Raw genomic sequence first — 16,355 nt, forward strand, 5'->3', positions numbered from 1 at the left:
TAATTTAACTTTTATGTAACTTAATTACGGTTTTTAGCTAAACGGAGCATCAATAGATAAAAATAAGTGGTCGGATGAGTAGCAAAATTACACACAAGGCGGTATTATTTTCATCAGTTAACCAAGTTTATTTTTCCGGTGCGATTCACCGAACAGATATATGGGAGAGGATTATGGACTTTTATAAAGAATATCCAGCACACATTGTTTTCTTGCGCCGTACCTTTGCCGTTGTGGCGGGCGTGCTGGCGCTGCCGGTCATGTTGTTCTGGAAAGACCGCGCCCGTTTTTACAGCTATCTGCACCGCGTCTGGTCCAAAACCAGTGATAAACCGGTGTGGATGGAGCAGGCTGAAAAAGCCACCTGCGACTTCTATTAAGTTGTCGTTATTGTTCAAGAAAACCGCCAACAGCAATGTGGCGGTTTTTTTATACGCCGAGGTCTACACTTATCTAAGTAACGGATAAGGAGTGGCGATGAGCACGAGAATTCCTGTTGGTATCCGCACCTGTCTGACCACAGAAGCGAGTGAGGCACCTCAGTTCGACGAAAATACATTAATACGTGTTTACGCTTTGCATGAATTGCACCGCCTGCGTCAGCGAAAATTAACGCGGGGCGCATTAATTGACTATCATACCCGCTATAAACTGGTACTACTGGCGCATTCCCAGCCAGAGTATCGGGAGCTTGGCCCCTTCGTTGCCGCAATCCATGAATGGCAAGATCTCGATGCTTTTTTTACCGAGTATCGCCTACGATTGACCCATCTGTTATTAAATCCTGCTACCCGGCGTAACCATACCAATGTATTGATGCACGTACAGGGCTATTTCCGTAATCAGCTCGATCTGCGTCAACGTCAGGAATTGACCTCGATAATCGATAACTATCGACGCGAGGCGCAGCCGCTACTTGCACCCTTAATGCTCCTCAAACACTATATGGCTGAGCACCCGAACACCTGGTTGTCCGGGCAACGTTATTTTGAACTCTGGCCTGCGATTTGGCGTTTACAGGGCAATGATTAATTTTTATCAGGGAGTGTTATGACCACGCATCTGGTCTGGTTTCGGCGTGATTTACGCCTGCATGACAATCTCGCGCTGGCGGCGGCTTGTCGGGATCGTTCTGCACATGTACTCGCGCTCTATATCTCCACGCCTGAACAGTGGAAGGCGCATGATATGGCCCCACGTCAGGCGGCATTGGTTAATGCGCAGCTGAACGCGTTGCAAACGGCGCTGGCAGAAAAGGGCATCCCGCTTCTGTTTCATGAAGTTGCTAATTTTGCGACCAGTGTGGAAACCGTCAAAAACGTCTGCGTACAGCATGGCGTCAGTCGAATATTTTATAACTATCAATATGAAATAAACGAACGCCAGCGTGATGCTGCCGTTGAAAAGTCAATACCTCAGGTGGTGTGCGAAGGGTTTGACGACAGCGTGATCCTGCCTCCGGGGGCGGTCATGACCGGTAATCACGAGATGTATAAAGTCTTTACGCCGTTTAAAAATGCCTGGCTGAAGCGGATAAAAGACGGGATCCCAGAATGTGTCAGTGCGCCGAAGGTCAGAGAAAGCGGTGCTCTTGACTCTCCATTAACATCCATCACGCTGAGCTACCCGCAGCAGGATTTTGATTCGCAGCAATTTCCGGCAGAAGAAAAATTGGCCATCGCGCAATTACGCCATTTTTGCCAGCAGGCCGCCGGAGAATATGAACAACTGCGTGACTTTCCGGCGATTGATGGAACCAGTCGATTATCCGCGAGCCTGGCGACAGGAGGACTATCGCCGCGCCAGTGCCTGAATCGACTGCTCGTGGAGCAGCCGCAGGCGCTTGAGGATGGGGCAGGCAGCGTTTGGTTGAATGAGCTTATCTGGCGCGAATTTTATCGTCATCTGATGACTTACCATCCGGCGCTGTGTCGGTATCAACCTTTTATTCGCTGGACCGATCGCGTGCAATGGCAGAATAATCCGACGCATTTGCAGGCCTGGAAAACAGGGAATACGGGCTACCCCATTGTGGATGCGGCCATGCGTCAGCTCAACGCCACGGGCTGGATGCATAATCGTTTACGAATGATTACCGCCAGTTTTTTAGTGAAAGACCTGCTGATCGACTGGCGTAAAGGCGAACAATATTTCATGTCGCAACTGATCGATGGCGACCTGGCGGCCAATAACGGCGGCTGGCAGTGGGCAGCCTCAACCGGAACCGACGCCGCACCGTATTTCCGTATCTTTAACCCCACGACGCAGGGCGAAAAATTTGATCGTGACGGTGAGTTTATCCGCCAGTGGGTGCCGGAACTGCGCGACGTGCCGGGTAAAGCCATTCATGAACCGTGGTCGTGGGCTGAAAAAGCGCAGGTAACACTGAGTTATCCTCGCCCGATTGTGGATCATAAACAGGCAAGGCTGGCGACGCTGGCGGCATATGAGGCGGCACGTAAGGGATAAGCACGCAGCGGATTTCTGCGTAATACCTTCCAGCAGAATGAATATGTTGCAGTGGGGGGCATTTAGCGCTGAAGCGTGTACGCAAGGCTGCTAATGCCTTGATGAAGATGTTTTCCGCCAGCAGTAAAGTGCCGTCATCTTCATTCAGGTGACGGAATTTGATGACAACACCAACGACATCTACACCGCACGATGCGGTATTTAAATCGTTTTTACATCATCCAGAAACAGCTCGGGACTTCCTCGAAATTCATCTACCCGCAGATCTGCAAACGCTTTGCGATTTAAATACGCTGAAGCTGGAGTCAGAAAGCTTTATTGAAGCGGATTTACGTACCCGCTACTCCGACGTGCTCTGGTCTGTGCATACGCACGATGGTGAAGGTTATGTATACGTGGTTATAGAACACCAGAGTACAGCCGATCCGCATATGGCTTTTCGTCTGCTGCGTTACGCAATAGCGGCGATGCAGCGTCATTTGGATGCCGGGCACAAAGAACTGCCGATTGTGATACCCATGCTGTTTTATCATGGCTGTCGAAGTCCGTATCCGTACTCACTGTGCTGGCTTGATGCGTTTACCGATCCTGTAACGGCACGGCAACTTTATGCCAGCGCATTTCCATTGGTGGATATCACAGTGGTGCCCGATGACGAAATCATGGCTCACAGGCGAATGGCACTGCTGGAACTAATGCAAAAACATATCCGTCAGCGGGATTTGATGGGGCTGGTAGATCAACTGGCCACGCTGTTACTTACAGGGTGCGCTAATGACACGCAACTACAGGCGATGTTTAATTACATCCTGCAATCCGGCGATGAATCTCGCTTTAATGAATTTATACAAGAGATGGCGCAACGGATCCCCCAACATAAGGAGAAGCTGATGACGATTGCCGAGCGGTTACGCTTAGATGGATTACAGGAAGGGTTGCAGCGAGGCAAACGAGAAGCCGCATTACGTATAGCGCAAACTATGTTGGAGCAGGGAATAGATCGCAACATGGTGCTTCTGGTTACAGGTCTTTCTGAAGAGGAGTTGACTGCCAGTAATGCGTAATTCCTGAAAAAAGCCCGAATCAGATTACATCATCGGGCCCCTACACTCAGGATTCTACCGCCAGTGAACGGTTTCTGAACTTAAGCGACTGGTACAGCCAAATCAGCAGCACCAGCACCACACAGGCCAGCGCGCCCCAGGTAATTTCACTAAAGACATCAATATAGGCATTGATGGAGTAGTTGATAGCGCCGGCAGCATCAAACGAGCCTTGTGAGGTCTGATCGGCGATAACGCCTGCCAGGTAATTGGCGATAGCACCGGAAAGCAGCATATAAATGCCGGTTAATACGCCGGTAACACCAGGGATCTCAATACGCGTAATTTGTGACATTGCCACCGGGTCAATAAACAGTTCGGCAAAGCCCATGACCGCCAACCCAAGTACCATCAGCGGCATGGAAGAGTGGCCGTAAGCAGCGGACCAGCGAGCGCTCAAGGTTAGAATACAGAACCCAGCGCTCATTAAGCCGAGGCCAAGGGCAAATTTACCCCAGATACGTACGGTACGATTGCCACTCACGCTTTCTTTGACTACCCACGCCAGTACGATACCGCACAGCATAACGGCAAAAGCGTTAACCGACTGGAACATCGCGGTAGGGACGGAATACCCCAGAATATCGCGGTTAACGAAGCGGTCGATATACAGGCTGATCGAACTGCCGCCCTGTTGAGCAAAGGCCCAAAACAACAGGCTAAAGAAGGTCAGTGTGACGATAAGCCCCAGCTCTTTGCGCTGTTTCTGCGTCTGTGCCTGGCGATAAATCTTCGCCAGAACTGCCAGACCAATAACAGTGGCAACAATCAGTGCGTAAACGGACCACTCTTTCCAGAACAGCACGGTAATCAGCAGCGGTGTGGTAACTAGCAGAACTAACAGCCAGGCCCAGTTTGGCAGAATAAAGGTTTTAGCACACAGAACGGCCTTGTTGACGCCGGTGGTGTGGGCGAAATGGCGATTTCCACATAAGAAAATCACCAGCCCTGCCAGCATGCCGATGGCAGCCAGCGCAAAGCCCATCGCCCAACTGTACTCTTCCTGCACGTATCCGCAGGCAATTGGTGCGATGATCGAACCGATGTTACCGGCGGCATAGAGCAGAGAGAATCCACCGTCGCGACGCGGGTCTTCAGGTTGATATAACTCGCCCAGCAGGCAACTGATATTTGATTTAAACAGACCGTAACCGCAGACAATTATCGCCAGCGACAAATAGAGGAACGCCGGAGCCATTTCACTGGCACCTAATACCAGATGTCCCACCGCCATTAAAAATGCGCCGATCATCACCGCCATTCGATTGCCGAGCACTTTATCGGCCAGGTATCCCCCGAGAATAGGGGTGACATAGACCAGCGAGCAGTAGGCGCTGAACAGTTCATATGCGTGATTATCGTCGTACTTAAGCTGGTTAGTGAGATACAGGATCAGCAGCGCACGCATGCCGTAAAAACTGAAGTATTCCCAGATTTGTAGCGCGACGACGTAGTAAATCGCCCGTGGTTGAGATGCTTGTTTATTCATTATTTTCTCGAAGTAAATGCCTCGCGACTGGCTGAACGTGCTGCGCGAGTGTGTTTCCTTAAAGTTGTAACTTTGATACAGATCTGATTATTTTTGCAATATGCTGTCTGATTGCATAAATATACATGAATTAGATCGCGTAGTGGTAAGCAAATCACGTTCAAAGCGGGTGTGATTGTTTCTTTATGTGTCAGTGAAATGGCTATCGACGAACGCAGGCGGGGACGCTATTTTAACCTAAGCTGTGTTGCTGATTGGGCAGGCAGAAATGATGACTACGAGGACGATGATGAAAAACACCGAACTGGAACAACTGATCAACGACAAACTAAACAGCGCCGCCATTAGCGATTATGCGCCGAATGGTTTGCAGGTTGAGGGCAAAGAGACGGTGCATAAAATCGTGACCGGTGTGACTGCAAGCCAGGCATTGCTGGACGAGGCGGTACGCCAGCAAGCGGATGCGGTTATTGTTCACCACGGCTATTTCTGGAAAGGCGAATCTCCGGTTATTCGCGGCATGAAGCGCAATCGTCTGAAAACGCTGTTAGAAAATGATATCAACTTGTATGGCTGGCACTTGCCGCTGGATGCACACCCGGAATTGGGGAATAACGCGCAGTTGGCCGCGCTGTTGGGAATCACCGTGATGGGGGAAATTGAACCGCTGGTGCCATGGGGAGAACTCTCCATGCCGGTTCCGGGGCTGGAGCTGGCATCGTGGATTGAAGCGCGTTTAGGCCGTAAACCGTTATGGTGCGGTGATACCGGGCCGGAGAAAGTTCAGCGCGTTGCCTGGTGTACCGGGGGCGGTCAACGTTTTATTGATAGCGCAGCCCGATTTGGTGTCGACGCCTTTATTACCGGTGAAGTCTCTGAGCAAACCATTCACTCAGCCCGCGAGCAGGGGCTGCATTTTTATGCTGCCGGTCACCATGCGACCGAACGCGGCGGCATTCGCGCATTAAGCGAATGGCTGAATGAAAATTCCGATCTGGACGTAACCTTTATCGATATTCCTAATCCAGCGTAATAAAGAGGGATGAAAGTGCAGCGAGCGCGTTGTTATCTGTTAGGTGAAACGGCGGTGGTTCTCGAACTGGAGCCCCCCATCACGTTGGCGACTCAGAAACGCATCTGGCGTCTGGCTCAGCGTTTAGTTGACGCCCCGAATGTGCTTGAAGCTATTCCGGGAATGAACAATATCACGGTTACCCTGCGCGACCCGCAAACACTGGCGCTGGATGCGATTGAACGCCTGCAGCGCTGGTGGGAAGAGAGCGAAGCACTGGAGCCGGATTCACGTTTTATTGAAATACCCGTGATCTATGGCGGTGAGTTTGGCCCCGATCTGGCAGAGGTCGCACGACACAGCGGATTAAGCGACAAGCAGGTCGTCGAACTTCATGCGTCAGTTGACTATGTGGTGTGGTTTATCGGTTTTCAGCCGGGATTTCCCTATCTCGGGAGCTTACCTGAACAGCTGCATACCCCCAGACGTGCGGAACCGCGTTTGCTTGTTCCGGCAGGTTCTGTCGGTATCGGTGGATCTCAAACGGGGATCTACCCGCTTGCAACACCTGGTGGATGGCAATTGATTGGGCGTACCTCCGTTTCGTTATTTGATCCAAAACGGGAGGAGCCGATTCTGTTACGGGCTGGCGATACCGTGCGTTTTGTCCCGCAGAAGGAGGGGATATGTTAAACATCATCCGCGCTGGCATGTACACCTCAGTACAGGACGGGGGACGCCATAGTTTTCGTCAATCCGGAATTAGTCACTGTGGCGCGCTGGATAAACCGGCGCTGAACGTGGCTAACCTGCTGGTGGGTAATGATGCGAATGCCGCAGCGCTGGAAATCACTCTGGGGCAACTGGTGGTGGAGTTTGAAGCCGATGGCTGGTTTGCCCTGACCGGTGCCGGATGCGAAGCGCATCTGGATCGAACTCCCGTATGGAGCGGATGGCGGTTACCGGTAAAAGCCGGGCAGCGTCTGACGCTAAAACGTCCTCTTCATGGCATGCGCAGTTATCTGGCGGTAGCGGGCGGTATCGATGTTCCCGAAGTGATGGGCTCGCGTAGTACCGATCTGAAAGTGGGCATTGGTGGGTTTGAAGGGCGTCTGCTGCGTGATGGCGATCGACTGGCGATTGGCGTATCGACCCGGCAATTCAGCGGGCCACAAGGTGTAAAACAACTGATGTGGGGTAATCTCATTCGCGCACTGCCCGGCCCTGAATATCAGGAGTTTGATGAGGTATCGCAGGCCTCTTTCTGGCGCTCGCCGTGGCAGCTTAGCCCGCAAAGTAACCGTATGGGGTATCGTCTTCAGGGGCAGCCGCTGACGCGCACGACCGATCGCGAGCTGCTGTCGCATGGTTTGCTCCCCGGCGTGGTGCAGGTTCCGCATAATGGCCAGCCAATCGTGCTGATGAACGATGCTCAGACGACGGGTGGCTATCCGCGCATCGCCTGTATTATCGAGGCAGATATGTATCATCTGGCGCAGATCCCGCTCGGTCAGCCGATTCATTTTGTGCAGTGTTCGCTGGAGGAAGCGCTGAAGGCGCGGTACGACCAGCAGCGTTATCTTGAACAGTTAGCATGGCGACTTAACAATGAAAATTGATCTCAATGCAGACCTCGGTGAGGGATGTGCGAACGATGCAGCGTTGCTGCAATTGGTGTCATCGGCCAACATCGCCTGTGGGTTTCACGCCGGCGATGCGCAAACTATGCTCTCAAGCGTGCGTGATGCGTTAAAAAATGGTGTGGCGGTAGGCGCGCATCCCAGCTTTCCGGATCGGGAAAATTTTGGTCGTAGCGCCATGACCCTGCCTGCACAAACGGTGTATGCACAGACGCTGTATCAAATTGGCGCGCTGGCTGCCATCACGCGGGCAGAAGGTGGCGTGATGCGCCATGTCAAACCGCATGGCATGCTCTATAACCAGGCGGCGAAAGATCCTCAATTGGCCGATGCGATTGCGAAAGCGGTTCATGCCTGCGATCCGTCGCTGGTTCTGGTCGGGCTGGCGGGAAGCGAACTGATTCGCGCTGGAGAACACTATGGCTTGATAACGCGTCAGGAGGTTTTTGCCGATCGGGGTTATCAGGCCGATGGCAGTCTGGTACCTCGCAGCCAGCCGGGCGCACTGATTGAGGATGAAGAGCAGGCGCTGGCGCAAACGTTAGAAATGGTGCAATCCGGCAGAGTAAAAAGCCAAAGTGGAACATGGGCAAGCGTAACCGCCCAGACGGTATGCATTCATGGGGATGGCGAGCACGCACTCGCTTTTGCCCGTCGCTTGCGTAGCGCCTTTAATGCATGCAATATTGAAATTGGTGCATAAGATTTACCATACAAAACAACAATATATTACACAACAACATATACGGGAATGAATTATGGGAGAGGTAATTTCTCTCTGGCCATTGACGGGGATCGCCGTCATCGTGGTCGGATTTCTTTTACGTTTTAATCCGGTATTGGTGGTTATTATTGCCGGGATCGTCACGGGACTGGCGGCGCATATGCCGATCGCCACCATCCTCGAGAAGCTGGGTGAAGGTTTTCTTAACACCCGCAACCTGCCGTTTATCCTGCTGATCCCACTGGCGGTTATTGGCCTGCTGGAACGTCACGGACTCAAAGAGCGCGCTCAGGCGTGGATTGCGAAAATCCGCAGTGCCACCAGTGGCCGTCTGCTTATTGTCTATCTGTTCATTCGTGAAGCGACCGCTGCGTTAGGGTTGACGAGCCTGGGGGGGCATCCGCAGATGGTGCGCCCGCTGCTGGCGCCAATGGCGGAAGGGGCCGCCGAGAAAAATCACGGCGAGATACCCGGCGCGGTTCGCTATCGCCTGCGCGCAATGTCAGCGGCGACCGATAACGTCGGGCTGTTTTTCGGTGAAGATATCTTTGTTGCCTTCGGCGCGATCATATTCATGCACAACTTTATGCTGGAGTCTGGTGGGATCCAGACCGAACCGCTGCATATCGCCTTGTGGGGGATCCCGACGGCAATTTGTGCTTTCCTGATCCACGGCACGCGTTTGTGGCGTCTGGATAGCTATTTGCAACGTGAAGTGGCGAAAGCGAATGCCGCAGCGAAAGGGGAAGCGAAATGAATTTTCAACAAAGCTATCTCTACTGGCTGGCAGGTGCGGTATTACTGATTGTGGCGCTGATGTCCTGGCAGGACAAAGCAAACCCGCGCCGTTTCACCACAGGCCTGTTTTGGGGCATATATGGCGTACTGTTTCTGCTTGGTGACTGGACATACTCGCTGTTTGGCGATAAACGCGCAGTGCATATTGCTGTCGGCGTTGCGGTGGTCGTGCTGGCCCTGATCGCGGGTTTTGGCGGTGTGAAGCTGGGAAGCTACCATCAACGCACGCAGCAACAGCGCGAAGAAAGCGCCAGCCGCCTGGGCAACCGCCTGTTTTTCCCAGCGTTGGCGATCCCGGTGGTAACGGTCATTGGCGTACTGATGTTCAACCATATTCCGGGCTTACAGGATGCGCTGTTCGGGCCGGGTAATCACGCCACTCTGGTGACGCTCTTTTCAATGACAGCGGGTTCGTTGATTGGTCTGGCGATGGCGATAAAAATGACCCATGAGCGGGTGCATCAACCGATTCAGGAGGCTCGCCGTCTGCTGGACTCCATTGGCTGGGCGTTCATTTTGCCGCAGATTCTGGCTACGCTTGGGCTGCTGTTTACAGCGGCGGGTGTCGGTAGCGGCATTTCATACCTGACGCAGGAATATCTGGCGGTGGATAGTCGCTTTATCGCGGTGGCGGTGTACACCATCGGCATGGCATTGTTGACCATGGTTATGGGTAATGCGTTTGCTGCTTTCCCGATCGTGACCGCTGGGATTGGCATTCCGATCCTCGTACTGCAACACGGCGGCAACCCAGCGGTAATGGCGGCGATAGGTATGTTCTCCGGCTATTGTGGGACGCTGATGACGCCGATGGCGGCGAACTTTAATATTGTTCCTGCAGCGTTGCTGGAACTACCGGACAAAAATGCGGTGATTAAAGCGCAGGTGCCAACCGGCATACTGCTGCTGCTGGTCAACGTGTTCCTGATGTATTTCCTGATGTTCCTGTAAGGAGGAAGGATGAAAACAGTACTCATCACGGGATTTGAACCCTTTGGCGGCGAGTCAGTTAACCCTTCCTGGGAAGTGGTCTCGAGCCTCGACAATGCTATTATCGGTGGATGCCGCGTAATAGCCCGCCAACTACCGTGTGTCTTTGGCGAGTCTCTCGCTGTACTCAATGCCGCGATTGACGCGTTGTCGCCATCACTGGTGCTGGCGGTGGGGCAGGCGGGTGGTCGCACGGATATCACCGTGGAACGCGTGGCGATTAACGTTGACGATGCGCGTATTGCGGATAACCAGGGGCAACAGCCGGTAGATGTGCCGATTGTGGTCGATGGCCCGGCGGCATGGTTTAGTTCGTTGCCGATTAAAGCGATGGTTGTCGCCATGCGCAACGCGGGAATTCCGGCCTCGGTTTCCCAGACTGCGGGTACTTTCGTGTGTAACCACGTGATGTATGGCCTGCTGCATAAACTACGCGACGTACTGGCGGTGAAGGGCGGCTTTATTCATATCCCTTATTTGCCGCAACAGGCTGCACAGCATCCCGGGGCGCCAAGTATGGCGACAGAAACGGTGCGCCGTGCGCTGGAGATTGCGATTGCCACTGCCTTGCAGGTGGAAAGCGATATCGCAGTGACGGGCGGCGCAACACATTAACAAAGGACAGTATTATGCCTGAAGGCCCGGAGATCCGCCGCGCGGCGGATAACCTGGAGGCGGCAGTCAAAGGCAAACCCCTGACGGATGTCTGGTTTGCCTTTGAGCAGTTAAAACCGTATCAATCTCAACTGATTGGGCAACGTGTTACCCAGCTTGAAACGCGGGGGAAAGCATTACTGACCCATTTTTCTAATGGCCTGACGCTGTACAGTCACAATCAGCTCTATGGCGTGTGGCGAGTGGTGGATACAGGCAAAATTCCGCAAACTTCGCGGGTACTGCGTGTCAGACTGCAGACACACGACAAAACTATCCTGCTCTATAGCGCGTCTGATATCGAAATGCTGACGCCAGAACAGCTCTCCACCCATCCGTTCCTGCAACGGGTAGGGCCGGATGTACTGGATTTACGTTTAACGCCCGATGAGGTTAAAGCGCGTCTGTTATCTCCGCGTTTTCGCAATCGCCAGTTTTCTGGTCTGCTACTGGACCAGGCATTTCTGGCGGGATTAGGTAACTACCTGCGGGTAGAGATCCTTTGGCAGGTTGGGTTGACCGGGCAGCATAAAGCGTCGCAGCTTAGTGATGAGCAACTGGATCAACTGGCACATGCGCTGCTTGATATTCCGCGGCTGTCTTATACTACCCGCGGCCTGGTCGATGAGAATAAACATCACGGTGCGTTGTTTCGCTTTAAGGTCTTTCATCGGGATGGCGAAACCTGTGAGCGTTGTGGTGGAATAATTGAGAAAACGATGCTCTCTTCGCGCCCCTTTTACTGGTGCCCGGGTTGTCAGCACTAAGCGGGTTGTTTTGGTGCGTGCACCGAAATAAACCGCGCGACTGCGGGGCCAGTTAACAAAATGCTGAACAGTCGCAGGGTTTGCATCGCCATGATGAGCGCCATATCAGCGTGGCTTCCTGCGGCGATCACCGCAACAGAATCCACTCCTCCAGGACTGGTTGCCAGATAGGCAGTGAGAAAATCGATCTGCATGTAATGCGCCAGTCCCCAGGCCATGGCTGCGCAGATCGCCATCAGTGAAAAAATAGACAACAGGATCTGTGGCAGTGGTCGTAATGCCATCAAAAAGATCTGCTTGTCAAAGCCAAGACCGATTTGCCAGCCAATTGACATGTAGGCTATAGCCAGTAGCCATTCCGGCAGTTCAATCACCATCACTCCGCTTGCATTCAGCATGGCACCCACCAGCATTGGCAATAGCATAACGCCAGAGGGAATACGCAGTAGGCGTCCAGCCGTGCCGGCAACGGCGGCCAGCATCAGAGTGCTGAAAAGATTGCCGCTTAGCGGCGGAAACCAGATGATTTGTTCACTGACCGTTTGGGCCTGGTCGCCCATCACCAGCCGGGTGACCAGCGCTGCCGCGCCTACCACCAACAGTACGCGCAGATACTGCATAAACGCCACCAGCCGGATGTCGGCGCCATAATCCTGGGCCATTGCGACCATTGCCGCTGCACCGCCTGGTGACGAGCCCCACGCACCGGTATTCCCCGGTAGATTACTATAGCGAACCAGCAGCCAGCCGATTATCGCGCTGCTGATAAGGGTTGCCAGAAGGATAACAATCACCATCGGCCAGTGGGCTGCAAGGGTTGTGAAGATTGAACCGGTCAGATTTTGGGCAATCATGCAGCCGAGAATCGCCTGTGCGCCAAGAAATGTGCAGCGAGGAGGATGCAGCGAGATGCCGCGCATACTGAAAATGATGCCGACGATCATCGAACCGAGCAGCAAGGGGCCCGGAAGATGGATAAAGAGAAAGAGCAGGGAAAGAAGGAGCGATAGCACAAACAACAGGCTCCACTGCAAAACAGGCATCCCATGCTCCCTTGTTTTATGCTGCATTCAATGTCTTGATATAGCATAGAGAAAAATTCCGCTGAAAAAAATATCAGGTATCAATAAAAACGGACTAACCGGCGATCGGGTATTGATGCCTGTTATCTGAAAAAATCGTCGACAGCATCATTCCAGGCATGTCCGAAGATAGACCACTCCTGACTGATTGTAGGTGGAAAACCGCTCCGGCAGTATCCATTCTTAGATTCAAAATCAAAGACGCCATGTGGGTAACCATTTATCAGCAACACACATTTCTTACTATCTTCTGACCAACCGATCTTCACATCTGATGGGATATGTCCATCTGAAACGTCTTCTGCATTGTAAATATGTAGTGCATCTTTGATAGGATTTCCGTCTGCAGATTCATCAAGTGCATAGAAATATCCGGTTTGACCATTATCTTCAAATACAGCAGCGTATGAACCTTCAGGGGTTAAACTTTCTATTACCTGAGTTTCACCGACGATGAGTTGAGCTTGAACCGTAACTGTTATTGTCATTTTAATTTTCCTGGATGTATAAAACTACGCTGTTCTATAATTGGTATTGATGTTTAACGACTTGATTTGAAATTTTTAGGTTGATTGTTTAAATGATGAGCGTCCCTGGGACTTACGCCATCTTTTTATTTCATCAATGACGCCTTGTGGGCTGTCTTCCCTGTCATCCGGGGGATAAAAAATCAAACCATTACCTTCCGGATGGTCCACGATTTTATCGAAATGATCGACTAATAAGTCGATGTAAGATTCACGATCCATTTCTCCCTGGTAGCGCGGGTTTGCAGAGAATTCATTTAGGAAGTCTAAGAATTCGGATTCTGTGTAGTCTTCGAGTTTTTGCTTAAGATGATTCATATATTCAACTTAATAATAAGAGGCTTTGCAGAGTGCTGTTATTTGGTTTTGAAATAGTTATTCAGCTTTTAAAATGAAAGGCAACTGACCTAAAACCTCGTTTACCTTTTCAATCAGCTCATTTTTATCCCATCCTGAGGATGTTTTTATCATAGGGTGATCCCAATCGCCATTCGATATAACCTGGATAAGAAACTCCCCTTTCTCGTCAAGCGAGGGGTACCAGCCGATGTCTATGACAACACCATTATTTTGGGTTAGTTGAAATAAATCTTCATCTAGTCGGATAGCCTCCTCTGATACTGTTTTGGTAAAATCTATAGTAGATAACTCATCGTAAATACTCTTCACATTTTCAATGAAATAATCTTTTCCTAAAATATTGAAATTGGTTTTCATTTTGTTTTTCCATTACCTGTGAAGGTTTTTATTCTGAATCTTTAAATGACGCTCGTCCCTGGGACTTACGCCATCTTTTGATTTCATCAATGATGCCTTGTGGGCTATCTTCCCTGTCATCCGGGGGATAAAAAATCAAACCATTACCTTCCGGATGGTCCACGATTTTATCGAAATGATCGACTAATGAGTCGATGTAAGATTCACGGTCCATTTCGCCTTGATAGCGCGGATTTGCGGAGAATTCATTCAAGAGTTCTATGAATTCAGCTTCGGTGTAGTCTTCGATCTTTTTAAGATGATTCATATACTCACCTTTATAATAAGTTTCTTTGTATAGCTCATTTAGAATCTTTAAATAACTCTAATCCATGAGATGTTCTCCACTTTTTTATTTCCTTAAATATTCCTAAGGGTGAACATTCAATCTCATCTGGAGTATTAAAAATCAGTCCATTACCAAGTGGATGCTGGGTGACTTTGACTACATGTAGTTGTAGGTTATCGATAAATTTACCAAAATCACTAGCATTTAGTCCATGTTTATTCTCAAAAAAGTTAGATAGCAGATCAATGAACTCTGACTCAGTGTAATCGCTTATTTTTTTTTCATTATCTATTAGCATTTTTATGTATTCCTATATGTAAGCGAGGAGTAGTAATATTTATATTATCCATATTAAACGCTTCTCCGCCATGCTGGATTTCTTCTAAGTGATGAAGTTCAAAAGTGCTTCTGCCACCTACTTGCTCTGAAGGACCAGGATATGGTGCTAACCCCATTCTTATCAGGGTTTGGTTAGAAGGTTTAAAATCCTTCATAAGCTCAGGGCACTCTGACATCGCAAGCCAGAACTCTCTTCTGAAATGGTCAAAGTTGCGAAATGTTCTTCCTCGCAGCTTATCTGCGACCTGTGCAGGTATCGGTGCGCCCAGCCCTGAACTGGCGGCCTCAAGCCAGCGACCATTTCCGGATAGAATTTCACCTTGGCCGGTTGCTGTGCCGGGTTCGTCCCGGGCTGTTTTCAGGTATACATATATCGGCTGAATGCCTGAATCGGCCGGAAAGACCAGAATATAATCGTTAAAATCGGCGACATCCGGCACAAGGAACGGTGGCGTGGTGTACTCATTTTTGCCATCCGGGATGGGTGTCACCAGAATTGTTGGCTGATCAAGCGGTGGAATATCGCTTCCAGTATGTTCAGGTACATCACCCGTCGCAGGATTTTCTGGCGTCCATGTGATTAACGGCCCGTCTACGTCGTGGGCAGGCGTAAATTCATAACGATGGTGTCCATCATTCCATAGCATATTCGCGACGCGCACGTTTTCATACGGAGTACCTTCGCCGGTATGCACGCCGTAGACTTGCGACTTACCGTGAATGTCGGTTCCCCAGAAAAAACGAACCCGGGTTGTGGCTGTGCCACCTACCAGCGCCTTTTTCCGCAGTTCTTCCTCATACCAGAACTCATCACGTCCGGGAACGCGTGCGCTGCCCGTCCCCGCAGACGGAATATACAGCGCGGAAGCTAACGCTCCGATATAAGGAACGCCGCGTGCGGCGCTGAGAATGCCACTGAGTGACCACTCGCCCCACACCTGCGTCAGCCCACCTAAGATCGGCAGTGCGGCCGAGGCTTCTGCGGGTTGTGCATATCCGCAACAATCATCAACGGAAGATTGTGCGAAAACCGCCATCTGACCGAAGTTTTCAGCCGATTCTTCACGGCTCCCTGCGTCTGTACAGCCTTTCTCTTTCAGACAGGATTTGGCATAGACCGGTGTGACTGCAGGAATGAGTGGTGCTGGGGGGGAAGGTCGGTTCGCAACGGGTATTATCGAACTAGCCGGCTGATTGCGGGGCGGTATAAACAAACGATTGTACTCAGCAGGCAACGCCAGGTAGTCAAACTCCGTATTGGCAATCAGGTGCTTGCAAAGAATATAGTCATACGATACCGCAATTTCTTCGGTATCCAGCTCGTTTAGGGCCACATAGGTTTGTATGCTTTTTACCGAAGCATTTCTTAATTGAATATAATAGTAGCGTTCCCATCTGCCGAATCTGTTTATTCGCCATAAATCAATTTCAATAAACAGACGTTCATTGTTATTGATGGCGTTAATAAATAGCGGTGTGCTTTTATCAATTAATTTTTCAAATCTTAGCGCCCGGGTATTAATACCAGAACCCGTATTAACTAATCCGTTAGAGAGCGAAAAAGCAAAAATCTCATCAGGATGGTTTTCCTGCCAGCGATTTCCTGTCGATGCGTCTGTACCACAACCAGAAGAGATATCGCCTTGTCGCTCACCTGTTATCTTCAGATAAATAAGGTCGCCCATGCCATTTAATCCAGTGCTGTGTTTTATGAGG

The 16,355-nt window shown here is 50.8% G+C and carries 20 protein-coding genes; 12 read left to right on the top strand and 8 right to left on the bottom strand.

From position 1 onward, the window contains the following. Nucleotides 1-173 precede the first annotated feature (173 nt). The 4 genes from C2U43_RS07410 (at nt 174) to C2U43_RS07425 (ending at nt 3,533) form a co-directional block, all read left to right on the top strand. Nucleotides 174-380, top strand: a complete 207-nt coding sequence (locus C2U43_RS07410; RefSeq protein ID WP_003022870.1) for a YbfA family protein — start codon at nt 174-176, stop codon at nt 378-380. 97 nt (nt 381-477) lie between these two features. Then, nucleotides 478-1,032: a DUF1722 domain-containing protein gene (locus C2U43_RS07415; protein WP_003831377.1), complete on the top strand. Its 555-nt coding sequence runs from the start codon at nt 478-480 to the stop codon at nt 1,030-1,032. 18 nt (nt 1,033-1,050) lie between these two features. Further along, nucleotides 1,051-2,469, top strand: a complete 1,419-nt coding sequence (gene phrB / locus C2U43_RS07420) for a deoxyribodipyrimidine photo-lyase (protein WP_103284887.1) — start codon at nt 1,051-1,053, stop codon at nt 2,467-2,469. 161 nt (nt 2,470-2,630) lie between these two features. After that, nucleotides 2,631-3,533, top strand: coding sequence for an Rpn family recombination-promoting nuclease/putative transposase (locus C2U43_RS07425; protein ID WP_103284888.1), 903 nt, complete (start codon nt 2,631-2,633; stop codon nt 3,531-3,533). Nucleotides 3,534-3,579: 46 nt separating this feature from the next. On the opposite strand, the gene dtpD is transcribed toward C2U43_RS07425, so the two are convergent. Then, nucleotides 3,580-5,061: a dipeptide permease DtpD gene (gene dtpD, locus C2U43_RS07430; protein ID WP_008784127.1), complete on the bottom strand. Its 1,482-nt coding sequence runs from the start codon at nt 5,059-5,061 to the stop codon at nt 3,580-3,582. Between the two features lie 289 nt (nt 5,062-5,350). Between dtpD and ybgI the strand changes: the two genes are divergently transcribed. From ybgI to nei, 8 genes are read left to right on the top strand one after another with little or no spacing between them, the layout of a single operon-like run. Further along, entirely contained in the window at nt 5,351-6,094 is a 744-nt protein-coding gene (gene ybgI, locus C2U43_RS07435; protein WP_103284889.1) for a radiation resistance protein YbgI, read from the top strand. Nucleotides 6,095-6,109: 15 nt separating this feature from the next. Further along, a complete protein-coding gene (gene pxpB, locus C2U43_RS07440) occupies nt 6,110-6,766 on the top strand; it encodes a 5-oxoprolinase subunit PxpB (protein WP_079934677.1) in 657 nt (218 codons plus the stop codon). Continuing rightward, nucleotides 6,760-7,692: a 5-oxoprolinase subunit PxpC gene (gene pxpC, locus C2U43_RS07445; protein WP_048214672.1), complete on the top strand. Its 933-nt coding sequence runs from the start codon at nt 6,760-6,762 to the stop codon at nt 7,690-7,692. Before pxpB ends, pxpC begins: the two co-directional genes overlap by 7 nt. Continuing rightward, nucleotides 7,682-8,416, top strand: coding sequence for a 5-oxoprolinase subunit PxpA (pxpA, locus tag C2U43_RS07450; protein ID WP_057067724.1), 735 nt, complete (start codon nt 7,682-7,684; stop codon nt 8,414-8,416). The genes pxpC and pxpA overlap by 11 nt, the downstream gene beginning before the upstream one ends. A gap of 55 nt (nt 8,417-8,471) precedes the next feature. Further along, nucleotides 8,472-9,194: a DUF969 domain-containing protein gene (locus tag C2U43_RS07455; protein ID WP_003831395.1), complete on the top strand. Its 723-nt coding sequence runs from the start codon at nt 8,472-8,474 to the stop codon at nt 9,192-9,194. Further along, nucleotides 9,191-10,186: a DUF979 domain-containing protein gene (locus tag C2U43_RS07460; RefSeq protein ID WP_032942722.1), complete on the top strand. Its 996-nt coding sequence runs from the start codon at nt 9,191-9,193 to the stop codon at nt 10,184-10,186. The genes C2U43_RS07455 and C2U43_RS07460 overlap by 4 nt, the downstream gene beginning before the upstream one ends. Before the next feature lie 9 nt (nt 10,187-10,195). Beyond that, a complete protein-coding gene (pcp, locus tag C2U43_RS07465; RefSeq protein ID WP_103284890.1) occupies nt 10,196-10,840 on the top strand; it encodes a pyroglutamyl-peptidase I in 645 nt (214 codons plus the stop codon). A 14-nt stretch (nt 10,841-10,854) separates the two neighbouring features. After that, nucleotides 10,855-11,646, top strand: coding sequence for an endonuclease VIII (gene nei, locus C2U43_RS07470; RefSeq protein ID WP_060682568.1), 792 nt, complete (start codon nt 10,855-10,857; stop codon nt 11,644-11,646). On the opposite strand, the gene C2U43_RS07475 is transcribed toward nei, so the two are convergent. The 7 genes from C2U43_RS07475 to tssD all read right to left on the bottom strand — a co-directional run bounded on the left by C2U43_RS07475 (nt 11,643) and on the right by tssD (nt 16,324). Further along, nucleotides 11,643-12,689 carry an AbrB family transcriptional regulator gene (locus C2U43_RS07475; protein WP_008784134.1) on the bottom strand — a complete coding sequence of 349 codons (1,047 nt, stop codon included), beginning with the start codon at nt 12,687-12,689 and terminating at the stop codon, nt 11,643-11,645. The genes nei and C2U43_RS07475 overlap by 4 nt on opposite strands. Before the next feature lie 122 nt (nt 12,690-12,811). After that, complete coding sequence (locus C2U43_RS07480; RefSeq protein ID WP_103284891.1) at nt 12,812-13,216, bottom strand: DUF2251 domain-containing protein; 405 nt, start codon at nt 13,214-13,216, stop codon at nt 12,812-12,814. A gap of 75 nt (nt 13,217-13,291) precedes the next feature. Further along, a complete protein-coding gene (locus C2U43_RS07485; protein WP_103284892.1) occupies nt 13,292-13,573 on the bottom strand; it encodes a bacteriocin immunity protein in 282 nt (93 codons plus the stop codon). Nucleotides 13,574-13,630: 57 nt separating this feature from the next. Further along, the gene (locus C2U43_RS07490) at nt 13,631-13,972 is read right to left on the bottom strand and encodes a hypothetical protein (protein WP_048235860.1); all 342 of its coding nucleotides are present in this window, start codon (nt 13,970-13,972) and stop codon (nt 13,631-13,633) included. A gap of 28 nt (nt 13,973-14,000) precedes the next feature. After that, entirely contained in the window at nt 14,001-14,279 is a 279-nt protein-coding gene (locus C2U43_RS07495) for a bacteriocin immunity protein (RefSeq protein ID WP_103284893.1), read from the bottom strand. Nucleotides 14,280-14,313: 34 nt separating this feature from the next. Beyond that, the gene (locus C2U43_RS07500) at nt 14,314-14,598 is read right to left on the bottom strand and encodes a bacteriocin immunity protein (RefSeq protein ID WP_048235858.1); all 285 of its coding nucleotides are present in this window, start codon (nt 14,596-14,598) and stop codon (nt 14,314-14,316) included. After that, a complete protein-coding gene (gene tssD, locus C2U43_RS07505) occupies nt 14,585-16,324 on the bottom strand; it encodes a type VI secretion system tube protein TssD (protein ID WP_103284894.1) in 1,740 nt (579 codons plus the stop codon). The genes C2U43_RS07500 and tssD overlap by 14 nt, the downstream gene beginning before the upstream one ends. Nucleotides 16,325-16,355: the final 31 nt, after the last annotated feature.

It is taken from the genome of Citrobacter freundii complex sp. CFNIH9, from assembly GCF_002903305.1.
GTDB lineage: Bacteria > Pseudomonadota > Gammaproteobacteria > Enterobacterales > Enterobacteriaceae > Citrobacter > Citrobacter portucalensis.

Bases quoted from the DNA above. Each gene is read 5' to 3' on its own strand.
- C2U43_RS07500 (WP_048235858.1), bottom strand. From the start codon at position 14,598: ATGCTAATAGATAATGAAAAAAAAATAAGCGATTACACTGAGTCAGAG.
- pcp (WP_103284890.1), top strand. From the start codon at position 10,196: ATGAAAACAGTACTCATCACGGGATTTGAACCCTTTGGCGGCGAGTCA.
- C2U43_RS07410 (WP_003022870.1), top strand. From the start codon at position 174: ATGGACTTTTATAAAGAATATCCAGCACACATTGTTTTCTTGCGCCGT.
- pxpC (WP_048214672.1), top strand. From the start codon at position 6,760: ATGTTAAACATCATCCGCGCTGGCATGTACACCTCAGTACAGGACGGG.
- dtpD (WP_008784127.1), bottom strand. From the start codon at position 5,061: ATGAATAAACAAGCATCTCAACCACGGGCGATTTACTACGTCGTCGCG.
- C2U43_RS07460 (WP_032942722.1), top strand. From the start codon at position 9,191: ATGAATTTTCAACAAAGCTATCTCTACTGGCTGGCAGGTGCGGTATTA.
- ybgI (WP_103284889.1), top strand. From the start codon at position 5,351: ATGAAAAACACCGAACTGGAACAACTGATCAACGACAAACTAAACAGC.
- tssD (WP_103284894.1), bottom strand. From the start codon at position 16,324: ATGGGCGACCTTATTTATCTGAAGATAACAGGTGAGCGACAAGGCGAT.
- C2U43_RS07415 (WP_003831377.1), top strand. From the start codon at position 478: ATGAGCACGAGAATTCCTGTTGGTATCCGCACCTGTCTGACCACAGAA.
- C2U43_RS07490 (WP_048235860.1), bottom strand. From the start codon at position 13,972: ATGAAAACCAATTTCAATATTTTAGGAAAAGATTATTTCATTGAAAAT.
- phrB (WP_103284887.1), top strand. From the start codon at position 1,051: ATGACCACGCATCTGGTCTGGTTTCGGCGTGATTTACGCCTGCATGAC.
- C2U43_RS07495 (WP_103284893.1), bottom strand. From the start codon at position 14,279: ATGAATCATCTTAAAAAGATCGAAGACTACACCGAAGCTGAATTCATA.
- pxpA (WP_057067724.1), top strand. From the start codon at position 7,682: ATGAAAATTGATCTCAATGCAGACCTCGGTGAGGGATGTGCGAACGAT.
- C2U43_RS07475 (WP_008784134.1), bottom strand. From the start codon at position 12,689: ATGCCTGTTTTGCAGTGGAGCCTGTTGTTTGTGCTATCGCTCCTTCTT.
- C2U43_RS07485 (WP_103284892.1), bottom strand. From the start codon at position 13,573: ATGAATCATCTTAAGCAAAAACTCGAAGACTACACAGAATCCGAATTC.
- C2U43_RS07480 (WP_103284891.1), bottom strand. From the start codon at position 13,216: ATGACAATAACAGTTACGGTTCAAGCTCAACTCATCGTCGGTGAAACT.
- C2U43_RS07425 (WP_103284888.1), top strand. From the start codon at position 2,631: ATGACAACACCAACGACATCTACACCGCACGATGCGGTATTTAAATCG.
- nei (WP_060682568.1), top strand. From the start codon at position 10,855: ATGCCTGAAGGCCCGGAGATCCGCCGCGCGGCGGATAACCTGGAGGCG.
- C2U43_RS07455 (WP_003831395.1), top strand. From the start codon at position 8,472: ATGGGAGAGGTAATTTCTCTCTGGCCATTGACGGGGATCGCCGTCATC.